This window comes from Psychrobacter sp. SC65A.3 (assembly GCF_025642195.1).
Lineage (GTDB): Bacteria > Pseudomonadota > Gammaproteobacteria > Pseudomonadales > Moraxellaceae > Psychrobacter > Psychrobacter cryohalolentis.
In genome coordinates this window covers 2,770,423-2,784,371 of record NZ_CP106752.1, presented here as the reverse complement: position 1 = coordinate 2,784,371, position 13,949 = coordinate 2,770,423, and the positions used below count along the sequence as shown (strand labels likewise).

Below are 13,949 nucleotides of genomic sequence, written 5' to 3'. Positions count from 1 at the left end.
TTTGTTACTCAAAGCCTTGAGTAGGGTAGATCTTCATTTTTTTGATCATTTTGATATCTACTATTTGTGTATCTTTATAATCTTCTTCACTTTTTTCACCATTACAGACAAACCCGAATTTTTTATAGAAATGAATGGCAGGCGCATTATCCTCTAATACCCATAAATAAAAATTTGCATTGATATTAAAACTCAATATGGCTTGTAATGACCTTTTCATCAATTTACTGCCTATGCCTAGCCCATGATATTCTGATAAAACATATAAAGTCGTGATTTCATAGCTATTATTTTTAGTAAAATACCCAATAAATCCTAAACTCTTATGATTAGCATCATAGGCTATCCAAATAATGACATCAGGATGATTAATCAATTCCTGCCACATTTTTGTTTTTTCACTAAGGTTGTTTTTATTGTTGATATAAGACTTAGGTAGCAGATTCAAGTAGGCGTCATGCCAACTTTTGCAATGGATATGAGCAATATCCGCAAAATCTTTTGAATGAGCTTTACGAATGCAAAACATATTTTTCCCCTGTACCACTCTACCTAAACGACTTTTTAATCTAACAGGTAAGCTGTGTGATATTCGATGTTAATTTAGTATCTCAATTAAACGGTAGTACTAGTAGTACTATTAGTTAGCCTTTGAATTTCCCGAACAGCGCCAGTAGCAGTATGGTAAACTGAGTGTCATTTTACCTATCATTATGTTAGTTTGAATACCTTTGGTTTTTTGAATAGGAGACATGTATGTCAGTATTAGATAATAAGAAAATCAGCTTTATCGGTGGCGGAAATATGGCGCAGGCTTTGATTAGCGGGTTAGTCAGCTGCGGCGTCAAACCGAGTTTAATTACCGTTGCTGATCCTAGTAGTGAGGCGCGCGAGCAATTGGCTGCTAAAGGATTGAATACGGTTGATCCGACTGCCGATGCAAAAGCTGCCGTTATCGATGCTGACATTGTGGTGCTGGCAGTCAAACCGCAAGTGATGAAAGCGGTAGTCAGTAGCTTTTCGGATATCTTAGACAAACAGCTGGTGATTTCAGTGGCAGCAGGTTTGTCAACTGAGCTTTTATCTGACATGTTAGGTGGCTATGATAATATCGTCCGCGCGATGCCAAATACACCTGCGATGATTCAAATGGGCGCAACGGGTCTGTACGGTACTGATAATATTTCTGCTGAAGAGAAGCAATTGGCAACGGCGGTCATGGAAGCATCAGGATTGGTCATGTGGGTCGATAATGAAGAACACATGCATGCGGTAACTGCTGTATCAGGGTCAGCGCCAGCGTATATGTTTTACTTCATTGAATCTATGATTGACGGTGCAGTGGCTTTAGGTTTGGATAAAGAGCAGGCCTCCGCGCTTGCCATGCAAACCATGTTGGGCGCGGCAAAAATGGCAATGGGTAGCGAAGATGCGCCAAGCGAGCTACGTCGTAAAGTGACCTCACCAAATGGGACAACCCAAGCCGCCGTTGAGTCAATGCAAGCCAATGACATTGGTCGTCAAATTGGTGAAGCCATGCAAGCGTGCTATGATCGCAGCCAAGCCTTGAGTGAAGAGATGAGCAAATAATCATCTTTATAATAGAGGTAGTATTTTATAAAATGCTGCCTCTGACTGGTTATAATAAATGCCTGATAATGACATTCGTCATCCTCAAACCTGTTAATAATGTCACATTGAGTAGCGCTTCATGAACAACATGTTATTGCAAATTTTTGATTTGGTCACTACCTTCGCCATGATGTTGGTGTTTATTCGTTTTATGCTGCAGTTTGCAGGGATGGATGCCAGCAATCCTATGATTGCGCCTGCCTATAAAGCGACCCATATCGTCGATGTCTTTGGACGTATTTTTCCAACCGTTGCACAAGGTCGTATTAGTATCGCTGCCATCGTCCTGATGTTTTTGATTCGTCTGATTGATATCGCAGGAAAAGCAGCATTAACACATAAGGGTATTGCGCCAGTCCCATTGTTTTTTACTGGTACTATCAGCTTGGTTTTAGACTTTTTACGCATGTGCCGCTACTTGGTGATTGGTTCTATCATCGTTAGCTGGATTGTGGTTTTTACACAGTCTCAGCATCCGCTTATCGGTATTATTGTTAATTTAGCAGAACCTATTTTGGCACCGTTTCGTCGTATTACGCCAAACTTAGGGATGATTGACCTATCACCGATGATTGCCTTTTTTGCCTTTTACCTACTCGAAATCTTTATCGGTGGTTTGGCATCAAGCTTTATGCCGATGTTAGGTTAAGCCAGTTAAGTTAAAAAGATTTTCGAGATAATAAAATTTCAAATAAAAAAGGCGCTCTATACAAGATAGAGTGCCTTTTTTATGTTCGTTATTTAGATAAAATTATACGATAAATACTAAGTGCTAAAAGTGCATAAAGCGGTTGGGTATCAATTGCGCTTTAGCATTCTCAGGGTGCGGTGCATCAGCGGCACGCAGCGTTTTGGTAATCCAGCTATCTGCCGTTTTTACCGCCTCGATAAGCGCATCACCCATCGCTAAGCGCCCAGCGATAAAGCTCGCTAGTGAACAGCCAGAGCCGTGAAATTCGCCTTTTAGGCGTGGCAAGATACTTTTATGTACCATCTCGCCTTTTATGTATAAATACTGCTCAATATCACCGCTATCGAAGTCGTGTGAGGTTTTGACCAGTACTGCATGAGTGCCTTGTGCACATAACTTCTGAGCACCTATATGTAAGTCTTGTTCAGCACTCAAGGCGCGCAGCTCATGAGTGTTAGGGGTAATCAAGGTGGCATAGGGTAGCAGCTGTCTAAAGGCGCTGACTAGCGTCTGCTCATCGCCTAAGCTACCACCACTGTTGGCAACCAATACTGGGTCCAATACAAAAGGAGTACCCTTAACAATAATCTCGTCAGCAAATAACTGGGTGAGCATAGTGATATTATCAGTCGTACCAAGCATGCCTGACTTAATGACACTGACAGATAAGTCATTAAGTACAGCGCTGGCTTGATTTTTGACTAAATTTGCCGCGCACGCATCAAAGCCAAATACCTGTTGCGAGTTTTGTATGGTAATAGCCGTACAAGCGATAGCAGCATGAGCGCCTGCTTGACCGATGGCTTCTATATCCGCTTGTAATCCAGCACCACCTGAGGGGTCTAAGCCTGAAAAACACAATACGACTGGTCGCATAACACATCCTTTGATATCTTTTATAATAAGTGGTAAATACTATAGCCATCTACTGTCAAAAAAGCCATAAAGACCGATAAATCGATAATTATGCAAAAAGCATGATTAAAAGGACAGACAATGCTTGCAATTCGTTTTGGCTTTGCTATAATACTCGCCCACGGCATAAGACGTATTGTTAGCATCAATACTATGTTTAAAGAGGTGTTTTTATTAAAAATACTTTGATAAGTGTCTTAAATCGTTAGGTGAAGTGGGTGAGTGGCTGAAACCAGTTCCCTGCTAAGGAACCATACGTGTAAGCGTATCGAGGGTTCGAATCCCTCCTTCACCGCCATTTATTCGTTGTTATTAGAGTAATCACGCGAAAACAGCGTTAATTATCTTCTGTTTTGTTAAAACAAAAATTAATTTGATTTTAACAAAAAAAGATGTTGACACAAGCGAAATTATCTATATAATGACCAACCTAATTTACTGTAATTGTTATTAACAAAGCAGTAAATGATGTGTAAAGTACGCGCTTGTAGCTCAGTTGGATAGAGCACTTGGCTACGAACTAAGGGGTCGGGAGTTCGAATCTCTCCAAGCGCACCATTTTACATCATCGCCTATTTACTAAATCAATCGCCTGTCTTATGACAATTTGGCGGTTTTTTTACGTCTGCGATTTCTTTATATCCAATCGACTATCCTGAGTATAGTGTACGATAAGTGCCTGAATTACGGTACAATAGCGCTATTATTCATTGCTTGCTATGAGCTGGTACCATGTCAAAGAGTTTATCTAAACGTCCGTCTAAATCCGCTGCTAAAGCCAAAAAATCTGCAACTCATATCTCTGAGGTTGAAGAGCTAGCGATTGCTAAACCCAGCACCCGCATGGCAGCGATTCTTTATGATGGTATGCTGATTTTAGCATTACTATTTTTGGTAGGGACGGTGCTGACAGTGGTTGGCACCTTGTTGACGATGGAGACGGGTAGCGAGTCGTCACAAGCTCAATCACTGCCAACATGGTATCAAAACGTTATTATGACACCCTCTTTTATCCTGACGTTGGTAGGGTTTTATGGGTTGTTCTGGCGTCGCGGTGGGCAGACATTAGGTATGCAGACTTGGCGGCTTAAAACCGTTAATAACAGCGGTCATCTGCTCACGTGGGGGCAATCTTTTAAGCGTGTTCTAGCAGCCAGTATCATGCCACTTATATTTGGTCTCATTGGTAGTGTCATCGGTGGCTCGCGTGCTATTTTATTGACCAGTGTCTTTCTGGGCTTTGTTTTTAATTATGCTTTTTGCCTATTCAACTCACGTGGTCTCGCAGTGCAAGATATGCTATCGAATACCATTACCTTAAAAATGCCAAAAACGGAGAATGAAGGACTATGGCGAGTGATTAGAAACCGCAAGCGAGGAAAATAAACTGCATTATCCTTGCCATAGTCTGTCAACATACTTTAAGCCTTACATATTGGCTGTTTGCATCAGCCATAAAGTATAGCCGACAAAGAATAAGACCAAAGTCGAGCCAGAAGTGCGACCGAATGGACGCTTACTCATAAAGGCAAAAACCGCTATAGCTACCAGTAAGAGCGTGACCAGACCCATAGCTAATATATCACGTGATAAGATAATTGGACTGACTGTGATTGGCGCTATAAGCGCTGCGAGACCAACGACGCCCAAGGTGTTAAATATATTAGAGCCGATAATATTACCCAGTGCCATGTCGTGCTCACCTTTACGTGCGGCTGATAAGCTTGCGACCAATTCAGGCAGCGAGGTTCCAATAGCAACAATAGTCAGACCGATAATCAGCTCGCTCAACCCCCAAAACGTTGCTAGCTCAACGGCGCCCCAGACGATGGCTTGCGAGCTTGCTACAAGCATTGATAAGCCAATGACTAAACTGCCTAAACCGCGCATCAAGCTAGGATGGTTGTCCTCTGTACTGCTCAAATTTTCTGTAGTAGCCTCTTCATCATTTGATTTGCTTTCACGTAAACTCAGAATGATCTGAATTCCCAACACAATAACCAATGTTGCCAATAGTACCAGACCATCAGTTAGGCTTAATAGCCCGTCACGGAGCTGCCACGCTGCCAATGCAGTGATGACTACCAGTATTGGCAGATCGCGCTTGATGACACCTTTATGAATGATAATAGGGCTAATCAATACGGTTGCACCCAAGACCAAAGCAATATTGATGATATTAGAGCCGTACGCATTACCCAGTGCGAGTTCAGGGCTGCCTTCCAATGCTGCCAATGCAGACACGACCATCTCAGGGGCAGATGTGCCTACTCCTAATATGATAACGCCAATTAAGAAGCTGGGCGCATTAAACTTTTTTGCCAATGCTGTTGCAGCATCAATGAAGACATCGGCACTCCAAACAAGAATCGCAAGACCAATCAATATTGCAATAACTGCCAACCACATTTAGACAACTCCTTCGTTAGAGATAAAAAACAGATATTGGGTTTTGAGCAAGCTTATGTCATATAAAAATGGCATAAAAAAAAGCTGAATCACAATCTGGATTCAGCTTCGATATAAGTACAAGTATTTTAATGGGCTTTTGACAGAAATGGCAACCATGTGACCATGTATTTACTCATAGTTTATGTAACAAGTTCTTAAATGATTTTCTTAGGCCACTTGTACTGGAATAATATTTGCGGTGTCTTTAACCGTGTTGTCTTCGTTGCAATAGACCAGTCTTGGCTGATACGTTGACGCTTCAACTTCATCAAAATGTGCATAGGCACAGATGATAACGATATCGCCTAGGTCTGCCATATGAGCCGCTGCACCGTTTAAGGAGATAATACCAGAGCCCGCTTCAGCGCGAATGGCATAGGTGCGAAAGCGCTTGCCATTGGTGACGTTATAGATGTCGATAGATTCGTTTTCACGCAGACCGGCAAGGTCTAACAAATCACCGTCGATACCGCATGAGCCTTCATAGTGAAGTTCGGCATGAGTAACACGGGCACGATGTAATTTGCACTTGAGCATATTAAGTAGCATAGATTGCTTCCTTAGTGTAACGGATATAAATGAGTCAAATCAAAACGTTAATGGGGATTAACTTGCTAAAATAAAAGGCTATTATAATTGAAACACCATTCATTCAGGTAATTTAAAACCATTAATTTGCGAACGTGCTTTTTCGACATCACCGCCTAATAGCAAAGGCAGGGCGTCAAAAGCAGCAGATAATGCACTATCAATAGCAATCTGCTCATCTGGCGCAGCTTTTGAAAGTACATGACCACTGACTTTAGACTTGTGACCCGGATGACCAATACCCACACGCAGACGATGGAAGTCATTGCCAAGATGGGGGGTTATGTCACGCAGACCATTATGACCGCCATGACCACCGTCAGTTTTGAGTTTGATGCTGCCAGCGGGAATATCAAGCTCATCATGGGCGATTAACAGCTCGTCATTATCAATGCCATAAAATTTAACCATGGGCACGACTGACTGACCTGATTTATTCATAAAAGTCAGCGGCATCAATAGACGCACGTCATGCCCATGAATCTGCCCGCGTCCTGTCACTCCATGGAATTTTTTGTCGGGGGCGAGAGTGATATTAAACTGCTGAGCCAAATGAAGGACGAACCAAAATCCTGCATTATGGCGCGTAAACATATATTCCTGACCCGGATTACCAAGACCGACTATAAGCTTTATGGCCATAAAAACACCCTGCTTGACTATAATAAATGAGTGGTCAGGTCTGATTTCTCAAACCTTACTTACAAAAACAGCAGGAGATATTCATCACCTGCTATTTTTTTGACTGAACGAACCTTACATTATATAGACAACAATAAGTCGCTATATAAAACCGGTTTATTACTCGCCGTCTTTGCTTTCGTCAGTACCTTGCTCAGTCGCAGGTACGTCAGCAGCATCCACTTCAGCAGCTTCGTCAACTTCTTCAACCGTTGGTGGCTGCATGTTCACGATCGTACGGTCATGACCATCTTCTAATTCAAGCTCAGCAATAACCACGCCTTCAGGAAGAGTGATGTCTGATAGACGGAACAAATCGCCAATTTCCATACCAGACACATCTATTTCTAGATATTCAGGTAACTGTGATGGTATGCAAACGATTTCGATGTCAGTTACTAGTGTTGATAGAACACCACCAGCCTTAGTTCCAGGCGCTTCTTCACGACCAGAAAAATGAACAGGAACATTCATGTTGATTTTCTGACCTTTCACAACGCGCTGGAAATCAGCATGCATTGGGAAACCTTTAGCAGGATGGCGTTGCAAGTCTTTAATAACTACTTGATGCTCTTCGCCATCTACATTCAAAGTCAAGATGTGTGAGAAGAAAGCTTCAAATTCTAGTGATTTTACTAGCTCATTGATTTTGATAGAGATAGCTGTTGGCTGCTCACCACCACCATAGATGATAGCAGGAACTAGGTTCTGCTTACGTAGGCGGCGGCTCGCACCTTTACCTTGAAGCTCAGCAGAACGATCAACTGCGTTTAATGCAAAATGATTAATAGTCATGGATGTAATCCTATAAAAAAATGATGAAGTGTCTGGTCATAAAAAAGTGGATTTGCGACCAATCCACTAATACGTGATGATAGCTAGTATTTATCGTGCGTGATAAACGCCGATAATCAAATCTAGCCATGTGCTTAACCTAATGATTGCCATGATAAACATTATCAAGAAAATCATTATTTTAAACGTGATCAGCACTTTTAATAATACTGACTGTTTTAAATCATAAAAAACGGTCAGCACAGGCGCGCATTATACGTGATTAGCTAATAATAAGAAAGACCTACGTAAAATAGCTGGGCAAAACCTTTATGCAAGATCGTTATGAAAAACACCTATACGAACAACAGTGCAAAACTATTAATTAACATCGTTAAATAAAAAAGCGCCAAGTAATGAAACCTGGCGCTTTTTTCAATCTACGATAACTCTTAAGCGTCAAACATCGCGCTGATAGATTCTTCGTTATTAATACGGCGTAAGCTTTCAGCCAACATTGGCGCGATGCTCACTTGACGAATCTTGCTGCAAGCTTTGGCAGCATCAGACAATGGAATCGTATCAGTAACGACAATCTCATCTAATTCTGATTCACTGATGTTCTTAAGCGCATTACCAGATAATACAGGGTGGGTGATATAAGCCACTACGCGGCGTGCGCCATTTGCTTTAAGCGCTTCGGCAGCTTTACATAGCGTGCCAGCCGTATCGACCATATCATCAACGATGACACAATCACGGTCACGGACGTCACCAATAATGTGCATCACTTGCGACTCATTGGCACGGGCACGACGTTTATCGATAATCGCCATGTCAGTATCGCCCAACTGCTTAGCCATCGCACGTGCACGAACCACGCCGCCAACGTCAGGAGAGACAACCATGATGTTATCATAATCTTGTTTTTGTAGATCGTTAAGCAATACAGGCGTGCCGTAGATATTATCGACTGGGATGTCAAAGAAACCCTGAATCTGATCTGAGTGCAAATCAACGGTCATCACACGATCGATACTAACGATGTTCAACATGTCAGCGACGACTTTAGCAGAGATAGGCACACGAGCTGAACGAGGGCGACGGTCTTGACGGGCATAACCAAAATACGGCATGACTGCTGTAATACGACCAGCACTAGAGCGACGCAAAGCGTCTGCCATCATCATGATTTCCATCAAATTGTCGTTGGTCGGTGCACAAGTAGGCTGCATGATAAACACGTCTTTACCGCGCACGTGTTCTTTGATTTCTACGGCAATTTCGCCATCAGAAAAACGCGTGATGTCAGCTTTACCAAGAGGTATATGGAGATGATCGGCTACGGTTTTTGCTAATTCTGGGTGGGCATTGCCCGTAAAAATCGCCAAATAAGGCATGACAGAAGTCCTATTGATTGACTCAAGCAGCGACCGCTAAGCAGTGTCAAACTGCTCAAATTCAGAAAAGAGTGGTGAAAAAGATTGATGACTACTATTACAGTAAAAAATGGCAGGGGTAGCTGGACTCGAACCAACGGATGTCAGGATCAAAACCTGATGCCTTACCAACTTGGCTATACCCCTGTAATGTCTAGGCTGTGTACGTCGATATCTAAAAGCAACTTTTAATAAAAGTCATTATTAGAATAGCGTCACGACCTGTTCGTTATCTGATAAACGGAAAAAACCGTCTAAAACATAACTTTTCCCTAACGGTGTTCATTGCGAACTATACCGAAACTGGGATAACATTGTCAATGTCAATAAGATAAGCGGCTGTCTATAAACTGCTTATAATAAGTACACGTCTAATGCTTTGAGCTTAAAAATGGCAGGGGTAGCTGGACTCGAACCAACGGATGTCAGGATCAAAACCTGATGCCTTACCAACTTGGCTATACCCCTATTGAGGCGACCTATTATAATTAAATTTTCAGATTTTGCAAGTCATTTGCGCCTTTTTATAGCTTTTATTAAAAAATAGGTCAAAAATAAAATGGGTATTGGATCCATAAAACTTTTTACGCTGCATCTATAGTCCTCTTATTTTCACACTATAGCTCAAATCTAACTCATAAATTACGACCTAAATAGGCAGGACAGGGCGCCTCTTCAATCCACTTTGCCAAACGCGCTTTATCAGATATCACACCTGCATCCAAAGGCAAAAATACTGCGCTGCCTGAGCCGGTCATTCTTGCTGTGCTCAGTGCTTGAGTCTCTAACTCTTGCAAATATCGTAGTGCTTCATCGACGGCGGGAGCAAGACTGGTTACCACTGGGGTAAAAACATTTTGATAAGGCGTGTTTAAATGTTGCACATAGTCATTGGTCTGGTTTTTAATGGTCTTGATTGATAGCGGGGCGATATCTCGCTGTAGCTTGGGGTGCGCAAAAAGCTCGGCAGTATTAACGTGAGCATTAGGGGTCAATAATAAATACTGTTGCTCGGGCAAATCAATCGCTGTCAGCTCTTCGCCAATGCCCATCGCAATAGCATCTTGTCCAAAGATAAATATCGGTACATCCGCGCCAATGCTTGCGCCAATTTTTATAAGCGTATCTTGATCAAAATTAATCTGCCATATTCTATTTAAGACTAATAATGTCGTCGCGGCATTGGACGAGCCACCACCTAAGCCTGCGCCCATCGGTAAGTGCTTATCTAACCTCACTGACACTTTCGGTAGATTCTTAGGTAGCGAATTTGAGTCTATGGCAGATGCCAGTAAGGCATTAGCCGCTTTAAAGATCAAATTGTCCTCTATGCTGCTGGTTATGGTGTCGGCACCACTTAGCGTGAGTAGCTGACCACACATGCTACTATTATCTACAGCGCTATTGTCTGCTACGCTATTAATAGTAATTATTAGTTCATCTGCTATTGAAAAATGCAAATAATCGCCCCAATCGAGCAGGCGAAACACCGTTTGCAAATTATGATAACCATCAGCGCGCTGACCAGTAATATGCAAAAATAAATTAATCTTTGCTGGTGATAGGCGAGTAATAACCGATGCAGAAGTCGCGTTTTTAGTCATAAATAAAGGTCACAATTCTCAGGTGCAATTTTTAAACGCAAACAGCCATTTATAGAAATGGCTGTTTGCAATAGCGATCAAATCTATTGGTGCTATTACTTTTGATGATCGATTGTCATAACAACTTTGTTGCCTTGCGATTGAACCGCACTGATCTTATTTGGTAATTTATCATTGCCCTTGTAGCTAAAGCTGGCACGCCATTCGCCATTTACCGAGCTAATTAGACGGTTTTGAGCATCAAGCTGCGGTGCGCTGTCTGAAGGCGCTGGGCGTCCAGAAATCCAGTAAGGCATTTGAGAGATAGGTGCTTGCCAGCCGGTGGCTTTTTTAAGCAGGGTTTCAGGGTCAGCCGCATTCAAAGTACCGGTTTTTTCGCTCACCAAAGTCGCAGATTGACCATTGTATTCGATATTGGTTTTACCAATGCCTAACGCACCAATGAGTTCAATGGCAAAGCGATCATTCTGTTGACCCCATGCATAAAATGCACTGCCGCCTTGAGCCCCTGTTGTATCACTCGCAGCCGTTGTAACACCAATCTTACCTGTAATATTAAAGCTCTCAAGTTTCTTTGGTTGCTCAGGGTTTTGACCTTGAATGGTTGTGCTAGGCTGGTTGGTCGCGTTGGCGCTTTTCATAGACTGACAGCCAGAGGTAATTACCATTGCTGCTGACATAGCGGCAAATAGGGCCAATTTATTAGGTTTATAAAAAGATCGCAGGGTAGACATGATGTTTCCTCAAAAATGGACAAATTTGCAAAATTTTTGTTTCGAGAGCAGGTTAGCTTAAGTGTTATTTGTTACTCAGTTATGCGTGGCTGTTAGCTTCTTATACATGACTTGTAATAATAGGATGTCGTATTCGAGGACTTAGAAGCACTATGCCATTGCTTATTAATTATATCGTTTGTTATTAATACAATTGTATACGGTCATTGATATTGTGTTGCCCAAATGAGAAGCGCTGCTGCAAGTCGGCAAGTAAAGCATCAACTTTTTCATTGTCGCCTAAGCCTTGATAAGCGCGTAATAGCAATGTTCCTGAGCGTAAAGTAGGGAGCACATCGTAAGGCGTTTGTAGATAGTCGATCACTTGCTGATAATTCTCGTTTGCCAGCGCATTACTTGCCAGTACATTGAGGGCTTGCAGATGCAGCTCATTGTCATAGCGAGGGTCATCGTAGCGTATTTGTATGATCGCCGTCGCCAATGCCAATCCTTGTTCAGAACCACGCTCATTGGCCAGCAATAACTGGGCGTAACTCAGCTGATAAGCAGGATTGCTGGGGTCAAGCGCTTGCAAGTGATTAAGTAAGGTACGCTTGACGATATAGTCCTCTTTATCATCAAGGAGCTGGGCGCGTGCAAAAAGCAGCATCTCATTATCAGGGTATTTACGAGCAGCCTTAGTTAATAGGCGTAAGGCTTCTGCAGGTTCATTCTGTTGCCATAAGATATCGGCTTGTAGCACAAAGCTATCAGGAGCGAAGACGCTAAAGTCTTTACGCAGCTTTTCTAACGTTGCGATAGCGGCATCAATATTATTATTGAGTAAGTCTAATGCGACCACTTTTCGTCGAGCTTCCAATACCAAGTCCTCTTGCATGACAGCATTGAGATAGTATTTGGCTTGCTCAAAGTTTTGCTGACGCTCAGCACTGATGCCCAGATAATAATAAGATTGATCTAAATAAGCGGGATTTTTGGCAAGCGTATTAAGCAATTGATCGGCACTAGTATATTTTTCAATATCTAAGCTAACCAGCGCCGCTAATAAGGTAATCTCAGCATCATCGGCAAAGCGCTGATGAGCGCCTAACAACAGCTGCCACGCTTGCTCATTCTGTTTTAAATCAAGCAAATAGCGAATCTCATACAAGTATAGATTCTTACTGTCAGCATTACGCAAGCGTGCTTGGCTGAGATACTCAATGACTGCTTCTGGCGTTTCGATTTTGCGCAAGATATCTGCTTTTAAGGTAATAAAAGGCACATAATCCGGCTGGCGCTCAACTGCTCGATTGATATGAACGATGGCAATCTCAGGTTCATTAAACTGATAAAGCAAGCCCGCTTTTAAGACTGATAGCGAGGCGTTTTGTTCACTGGCGATAGGTTGCAGAGCGGCGAGTAACTCTCGCTTATCATCATCGCTGTTTGGGTAAATACCAATCAGAATTTCGCTAAGGTCGGCGCGAGGATCATAGCTCAAGATGCGATTTAGAGTTTCGCCTGCCAACTCATAATCATGCGCCCGCAGTGCCAAATGAGCGACATAAAACCAAGCAGGCACATGGTCTGGGTTTTCATCTTGCCATGCTTTGGCAAATTGTAAAGATTCTTCGACCCTGTCATTACGTAATGATAAGCTCAACGCTCTTTCAAATACGGCTGTGGCGTCTTGTTTAAATGATTGCTGCTTATAGATAATCAGCGCACGCTCGGTATCATCACGATTTGCAGAAAATTCTGCATCTAATAAGGCATACAAGCTTGGTTCATTGCTTATTTTATTGAGGTCAGATGACGGACTACTTTCGGTTATCGAGGCATCGGTTATCGAGGCATCAGTTATCAAATTTTTATTAGCCATGCTTTTAGTCACTGGTGTGTGACTGTTAATAACTTGACTAGAGGCATTAATGGTTCTGGTAACGGTGGCACTACTAATGTTAGTAGGAGAGACTTTGGGCAAAGCTATGTTTGGTGAGACAATGGCATGGTCAGCATGGGCAGGGAATACTAGGCACAAACAAACCGCCAACGAAAACGCTAGCTTATAACGTCGGCATAGCCGCTCAATGAGAGCATGCAACAAAGCACTAAGGCTAGATTGAGCGTTATGCATAGATTGTCGTCTAAATGAAGACCCAAAAAAGACCATAGCGTGCAGTATTCACCTATTCTGACCTTGTTTCTATGCCTAGTAAAAGGATTTGCAGCATAGAAGGCTGGGTTTATTAGAATCGTTTTAAAAACAGATATCTGTGACGAATAATGATGTCAAACATTATAAGAGTAGCATGAAGGGATACACAATAGCAGCCGTGTTACTTAGGTGTCAGTAATAGTGTAAATTTATTCTATTGACAGTCCTAAATAAAAGAAATACAAATGTTATCAATCACTACTGGGGTTAATTTTTCTTGCTTGCTGTGATTATGCTGTG

Annotated in this window: 13 protein-coding genes and 4 tRNA genes; 5 read left to right on the top strand and 12 right to left on the bottom strand. The window is 42.3% G+C overall.

Going from position 1 to position 13,949, the window contains the following annotated elements:
* Positions 1-4: 4 nt before the first annotated feature.
* Positions 5-529 (bottom strand): GNAT family N-acetyltransferase, encoded by a 525-nt coding sequence (locus OEG80_RS11795; RefSeq protein WP_263240988.1) that lies wholly within the window; start codon positions 527-529, stop codon positions 5-7.
* Positions 530-756: 227 nt separating this feature from the next.
* Between OEG80_RS11795 and proC the strand changes: the two genes are divergently transcribed.
* A complete protein-coding gene (proC, locus tag OEG80_RS11790) occupies positions 757-1,590 on the top strand; it encodes a pyrroline-5-carboxylate reductase (RefSeq protein WP_263240987.1) in 834 nt (277 codons plus the stop codon).
* A gap of 121 nt (positions 1,591-1,711) precedes the next feature.
* The gene (locus OEG80_RS11785) at positions 1,712-2,281 is read left to right on the top strand and encodes a YggT family protein (protein ID WP_011512552.1); all 570 of its coding nucleotides are present in this window, start codon (positions 1,712-1,714) and stop codon (positions 2,279-2,281) included.
* Positions 2,282-2,404: 123 nt separating this feature from the next.
* Here OEG80_RS11785 and OEG80_RS11780 read toward each other — a convergent pair whose 3' ends face one another.
* The gene (locus OEG80_RS11780; protein ID WP_263240985.1) at positions 2,405-3,199 is read right to left on the bottom strand and encodes a hydroxymethylpyrimidine/phosphomethylpyrimidine kinase; all 795 of its coding nucleotides are present in this window, start codon (positions 3,197-3,199) and stop codon (positions 2,405-2,407) included.
* A 247-nt stretch (positions 3,200-3,446) separates the two neighbouring features.
* Here OEG80_RS11780 and OEG80_RS11775 point away from each other — a divergent pair.
* From OEG80_RS11775 to OEG80_RS11765, 3 genes are all read left to right on the top strand, one after another.
* Positions 3,447-3,536 (top strand) — tRNA-Ser (locus OEG80_RS11775).
* Between the two features lie 183 nt (positions 3,537-3,719).
* Positions 3,720-3,796: transfer RNA gene (locus OEG80_RS11770), tRNA-Arg, on the top strand.
* A gap of 174 nt (positions 3,797-3,970) precedes the next feature.
* Entirely contained in the window at positions 3,971-4,624 is a 654-nt protein-coding gene (locus OEG80_RS11765) for an RDD family protein (RefSeq protein ID WP_263240984.1), read from the top strand.
* A gap of 42 nt (positions 4,625-4,666) precedes the next feature.
* Here the strand turns inward: OEG80_RS11765 and OEG80_RS11760 are convergent, their stop codons facing one another.
* From OEG80_RS11760 to OEG80_RS11715, 10 genes are all read right to left on the bottom strand, one after another.
* Entirely contained in the window at positions 4,667-5,647 is a 981-nt protein-coding gene (locus OEG80_RS11760) for a calcium/sodium antiporter (protein WP_263240982.1), read from the bottom strand.
* Positions 5,648-5,857: 210 nt separating this feature from the next.
* A complete protein-coding gene (panD, locus tag OEG80_RS11755) occupies positions 5,858-6,238 on the bottom strand; it encodes an aspartate 1-decarboxylase (protein ID WP_011279481.1) in 381 nt (126 codons plus the stop codon).
* 99 nt (positions 6,239-6,337) lie between these two features.
* Positions 6,338-6,919 (bottom strand): aminoacyl-tRNA hydrolase, encoded by a 582-nt coding sequence (pth, locus tag OEG80_RS11750; RefSeq protein ID WP_263240980.1) that lies wholly within the window; start codon positions 6,917-6,919, stop codon positions 6,338-6,340.
* Positions 6,920-7,078: 159 nt separating this feature from the next.
* Positions 7,079-7,753, bottom strand: a complete 675-nt coding sequence (locus OEG80_RS11745; protein ID WP_011512557.1) for a 50S ribosomal protein L25/general stress protein Ctc — start codon at positions 7,751-7,753, stop codon at positions 7,079-7,081.
* Positions 7,754-8,184: 431 nt separating this feature from the next.
* The gene (locus OEG80_RS11740) at positions 8,185-9,132 is read right to left on the bottom strand and encodes a ribose-phosphate pyrophosphokinase (RefSeq protein WP_011512558.1); all 948 of its coding nucleotides are present in this window, start codon (positions 9,130-9,132) and stop codon (positions 8,185-8,187) included.
* 110 nt (positions 9,133-9,242) lie between these two features.
* Positions 9,243-9,318 (bottom strand) — tRNA-Gln (locus tag OEG80_RS11735).
* A 245-nt stretch (positions 9,319-9,563) separates the two neighbouring features.
* Positions 9,564-9,639 (bottom strand) — tRNA-Gln (locus OEG80_RS11730).
* A 167-nt stretch (positions 9,640-9,806) separates the two neighbouring features.
* The gene (gene ispE, locus OEG80_RS11725) at positions 9,807-10,775 is read right to left on the bottom strand and encodes a 4-(cytidine 5'-diphospho)-2-C-methyl-D-erythritol kinase (protein WP_263240977.1); all 969 of its coding nucleotides are present in this window, start codon (positions 10,773-10,775) and stop codon (positions 9,807-9,809) included.
* A 95-nt stretch (positions 10,776-10,870) separates the two neighbouring features.
* A complete protein-coding gene (lolB, locus tag OEG80_RS11720; protein WP_263240975.1) occupies positions 10,871-11,509 on the bottom strand; it encodes a lipoprotein insertase outer membrane protein LolB in 639 nt (212 codons plus the stop codon).
* A 184-nt stretch (positions 11,510-11,693) separates the two neighbouring features.
* Positions 11,694-13,628, bottom strand: coding sequence for a tetratricopeptide repeat protein (locus OEG80_RS11715; protein ID WP_263240974.1), 1,935 nt, complete (start codon positions 13,626-13,628; stop codon positions 11,694-11,696).
* Positions 13,629-13,949 lie beyond the last annotated feature (321 nt).

Bases quoted from the DNA above. Each gene is read 5' to 3' on its own strand.
- OEG80_RS11780 (WP_263240985.1), bottom strand. From the start codon at position 3,199: ATGCGACCAGTCGTATTGTGTTTTTCAGGCTTAGACCCCTCAGGTGGT.
- OEG80_RS11760 (WP_263240982.1), bottom strand. From the start codon at position 5,647: ATGTGGTTGGCAGTTATTGCAATATTGATTGGTCTTGCGATTCTTGTT.
- OEG80_RS11785 (WP_011512552.1), top strand. From the start codon at position 1,712: ATGAACAACATGTTATTGCAAATTTTTGATTTGGTCACTACCTTCGCC.
- ispE (WP_263240977.1), bottom strand. From the start codon at position 10,775: ATGACTAAAAACGCGACTTCTGCATCGGTTATTACTCGCCTATCACCA.
- OEG80_RS11715 (WP_263240974.1), bottom strand. From the start codon at position 13,628: ATGCATAACGCTCAATCTAGCCTTAGTGCTTTGTTGCATGCTCTCATT.
- lolB (WP_263240975.1), bottom strand. From the start codon at position 11,509: ATGTCTACCCTGCGATCTTTTTATAAACCTAATAAATTGGCCCTATTT.
- OEG80_RS11795 (WP_263240988.1), bottom strand. From the start codon at position 529: ATGTTTTGCATTCGTAAAGCTCATTCAAAAGATTTTGCGGATATTGCT.
- pth (WP_263240980.1), bottom strand. From the start codon at position 6,919: ATGGCCATAAAGCTTATAGTCGGTCTTGGTAATCCGGGTCAGGAATAT.
- OEG80_RS11745 (WP_011512557.1), bottom strand. From the start codon at position 7,753: ATGACTATTAATCATTTTGCATTAAACGCAGTTGATCGTTCTGCTGAG.
- OEG80_RS11765 (WP_263240984.1), top strand. From the start codon at position 3,971: ATGTCAAAGAGTTTATCTAAACGTCCGTCTAAATCCGCTGCTAAAGCC.
- proC (WP_263240987.1), top strand. From the start codon at position 757: ATGTCAGTATTAGATAATAAGAAAATCAGCTTTATCGGTGGCGGAAAT.
- OEG80_RS11740 (WP_011512558.1), bottom strand. From the start codon at position 9,132: ATGCCTTATTTGGCGATTTTTACGGGCAATGCCCACCCAGAATTAGCA.
- panD (WP_011279481.1), bottom strand. From the start codon at position 6,238: ATGCTACTTAATATGCTCAAGTGCAAATTACATCGTGCCCGTGTTACT.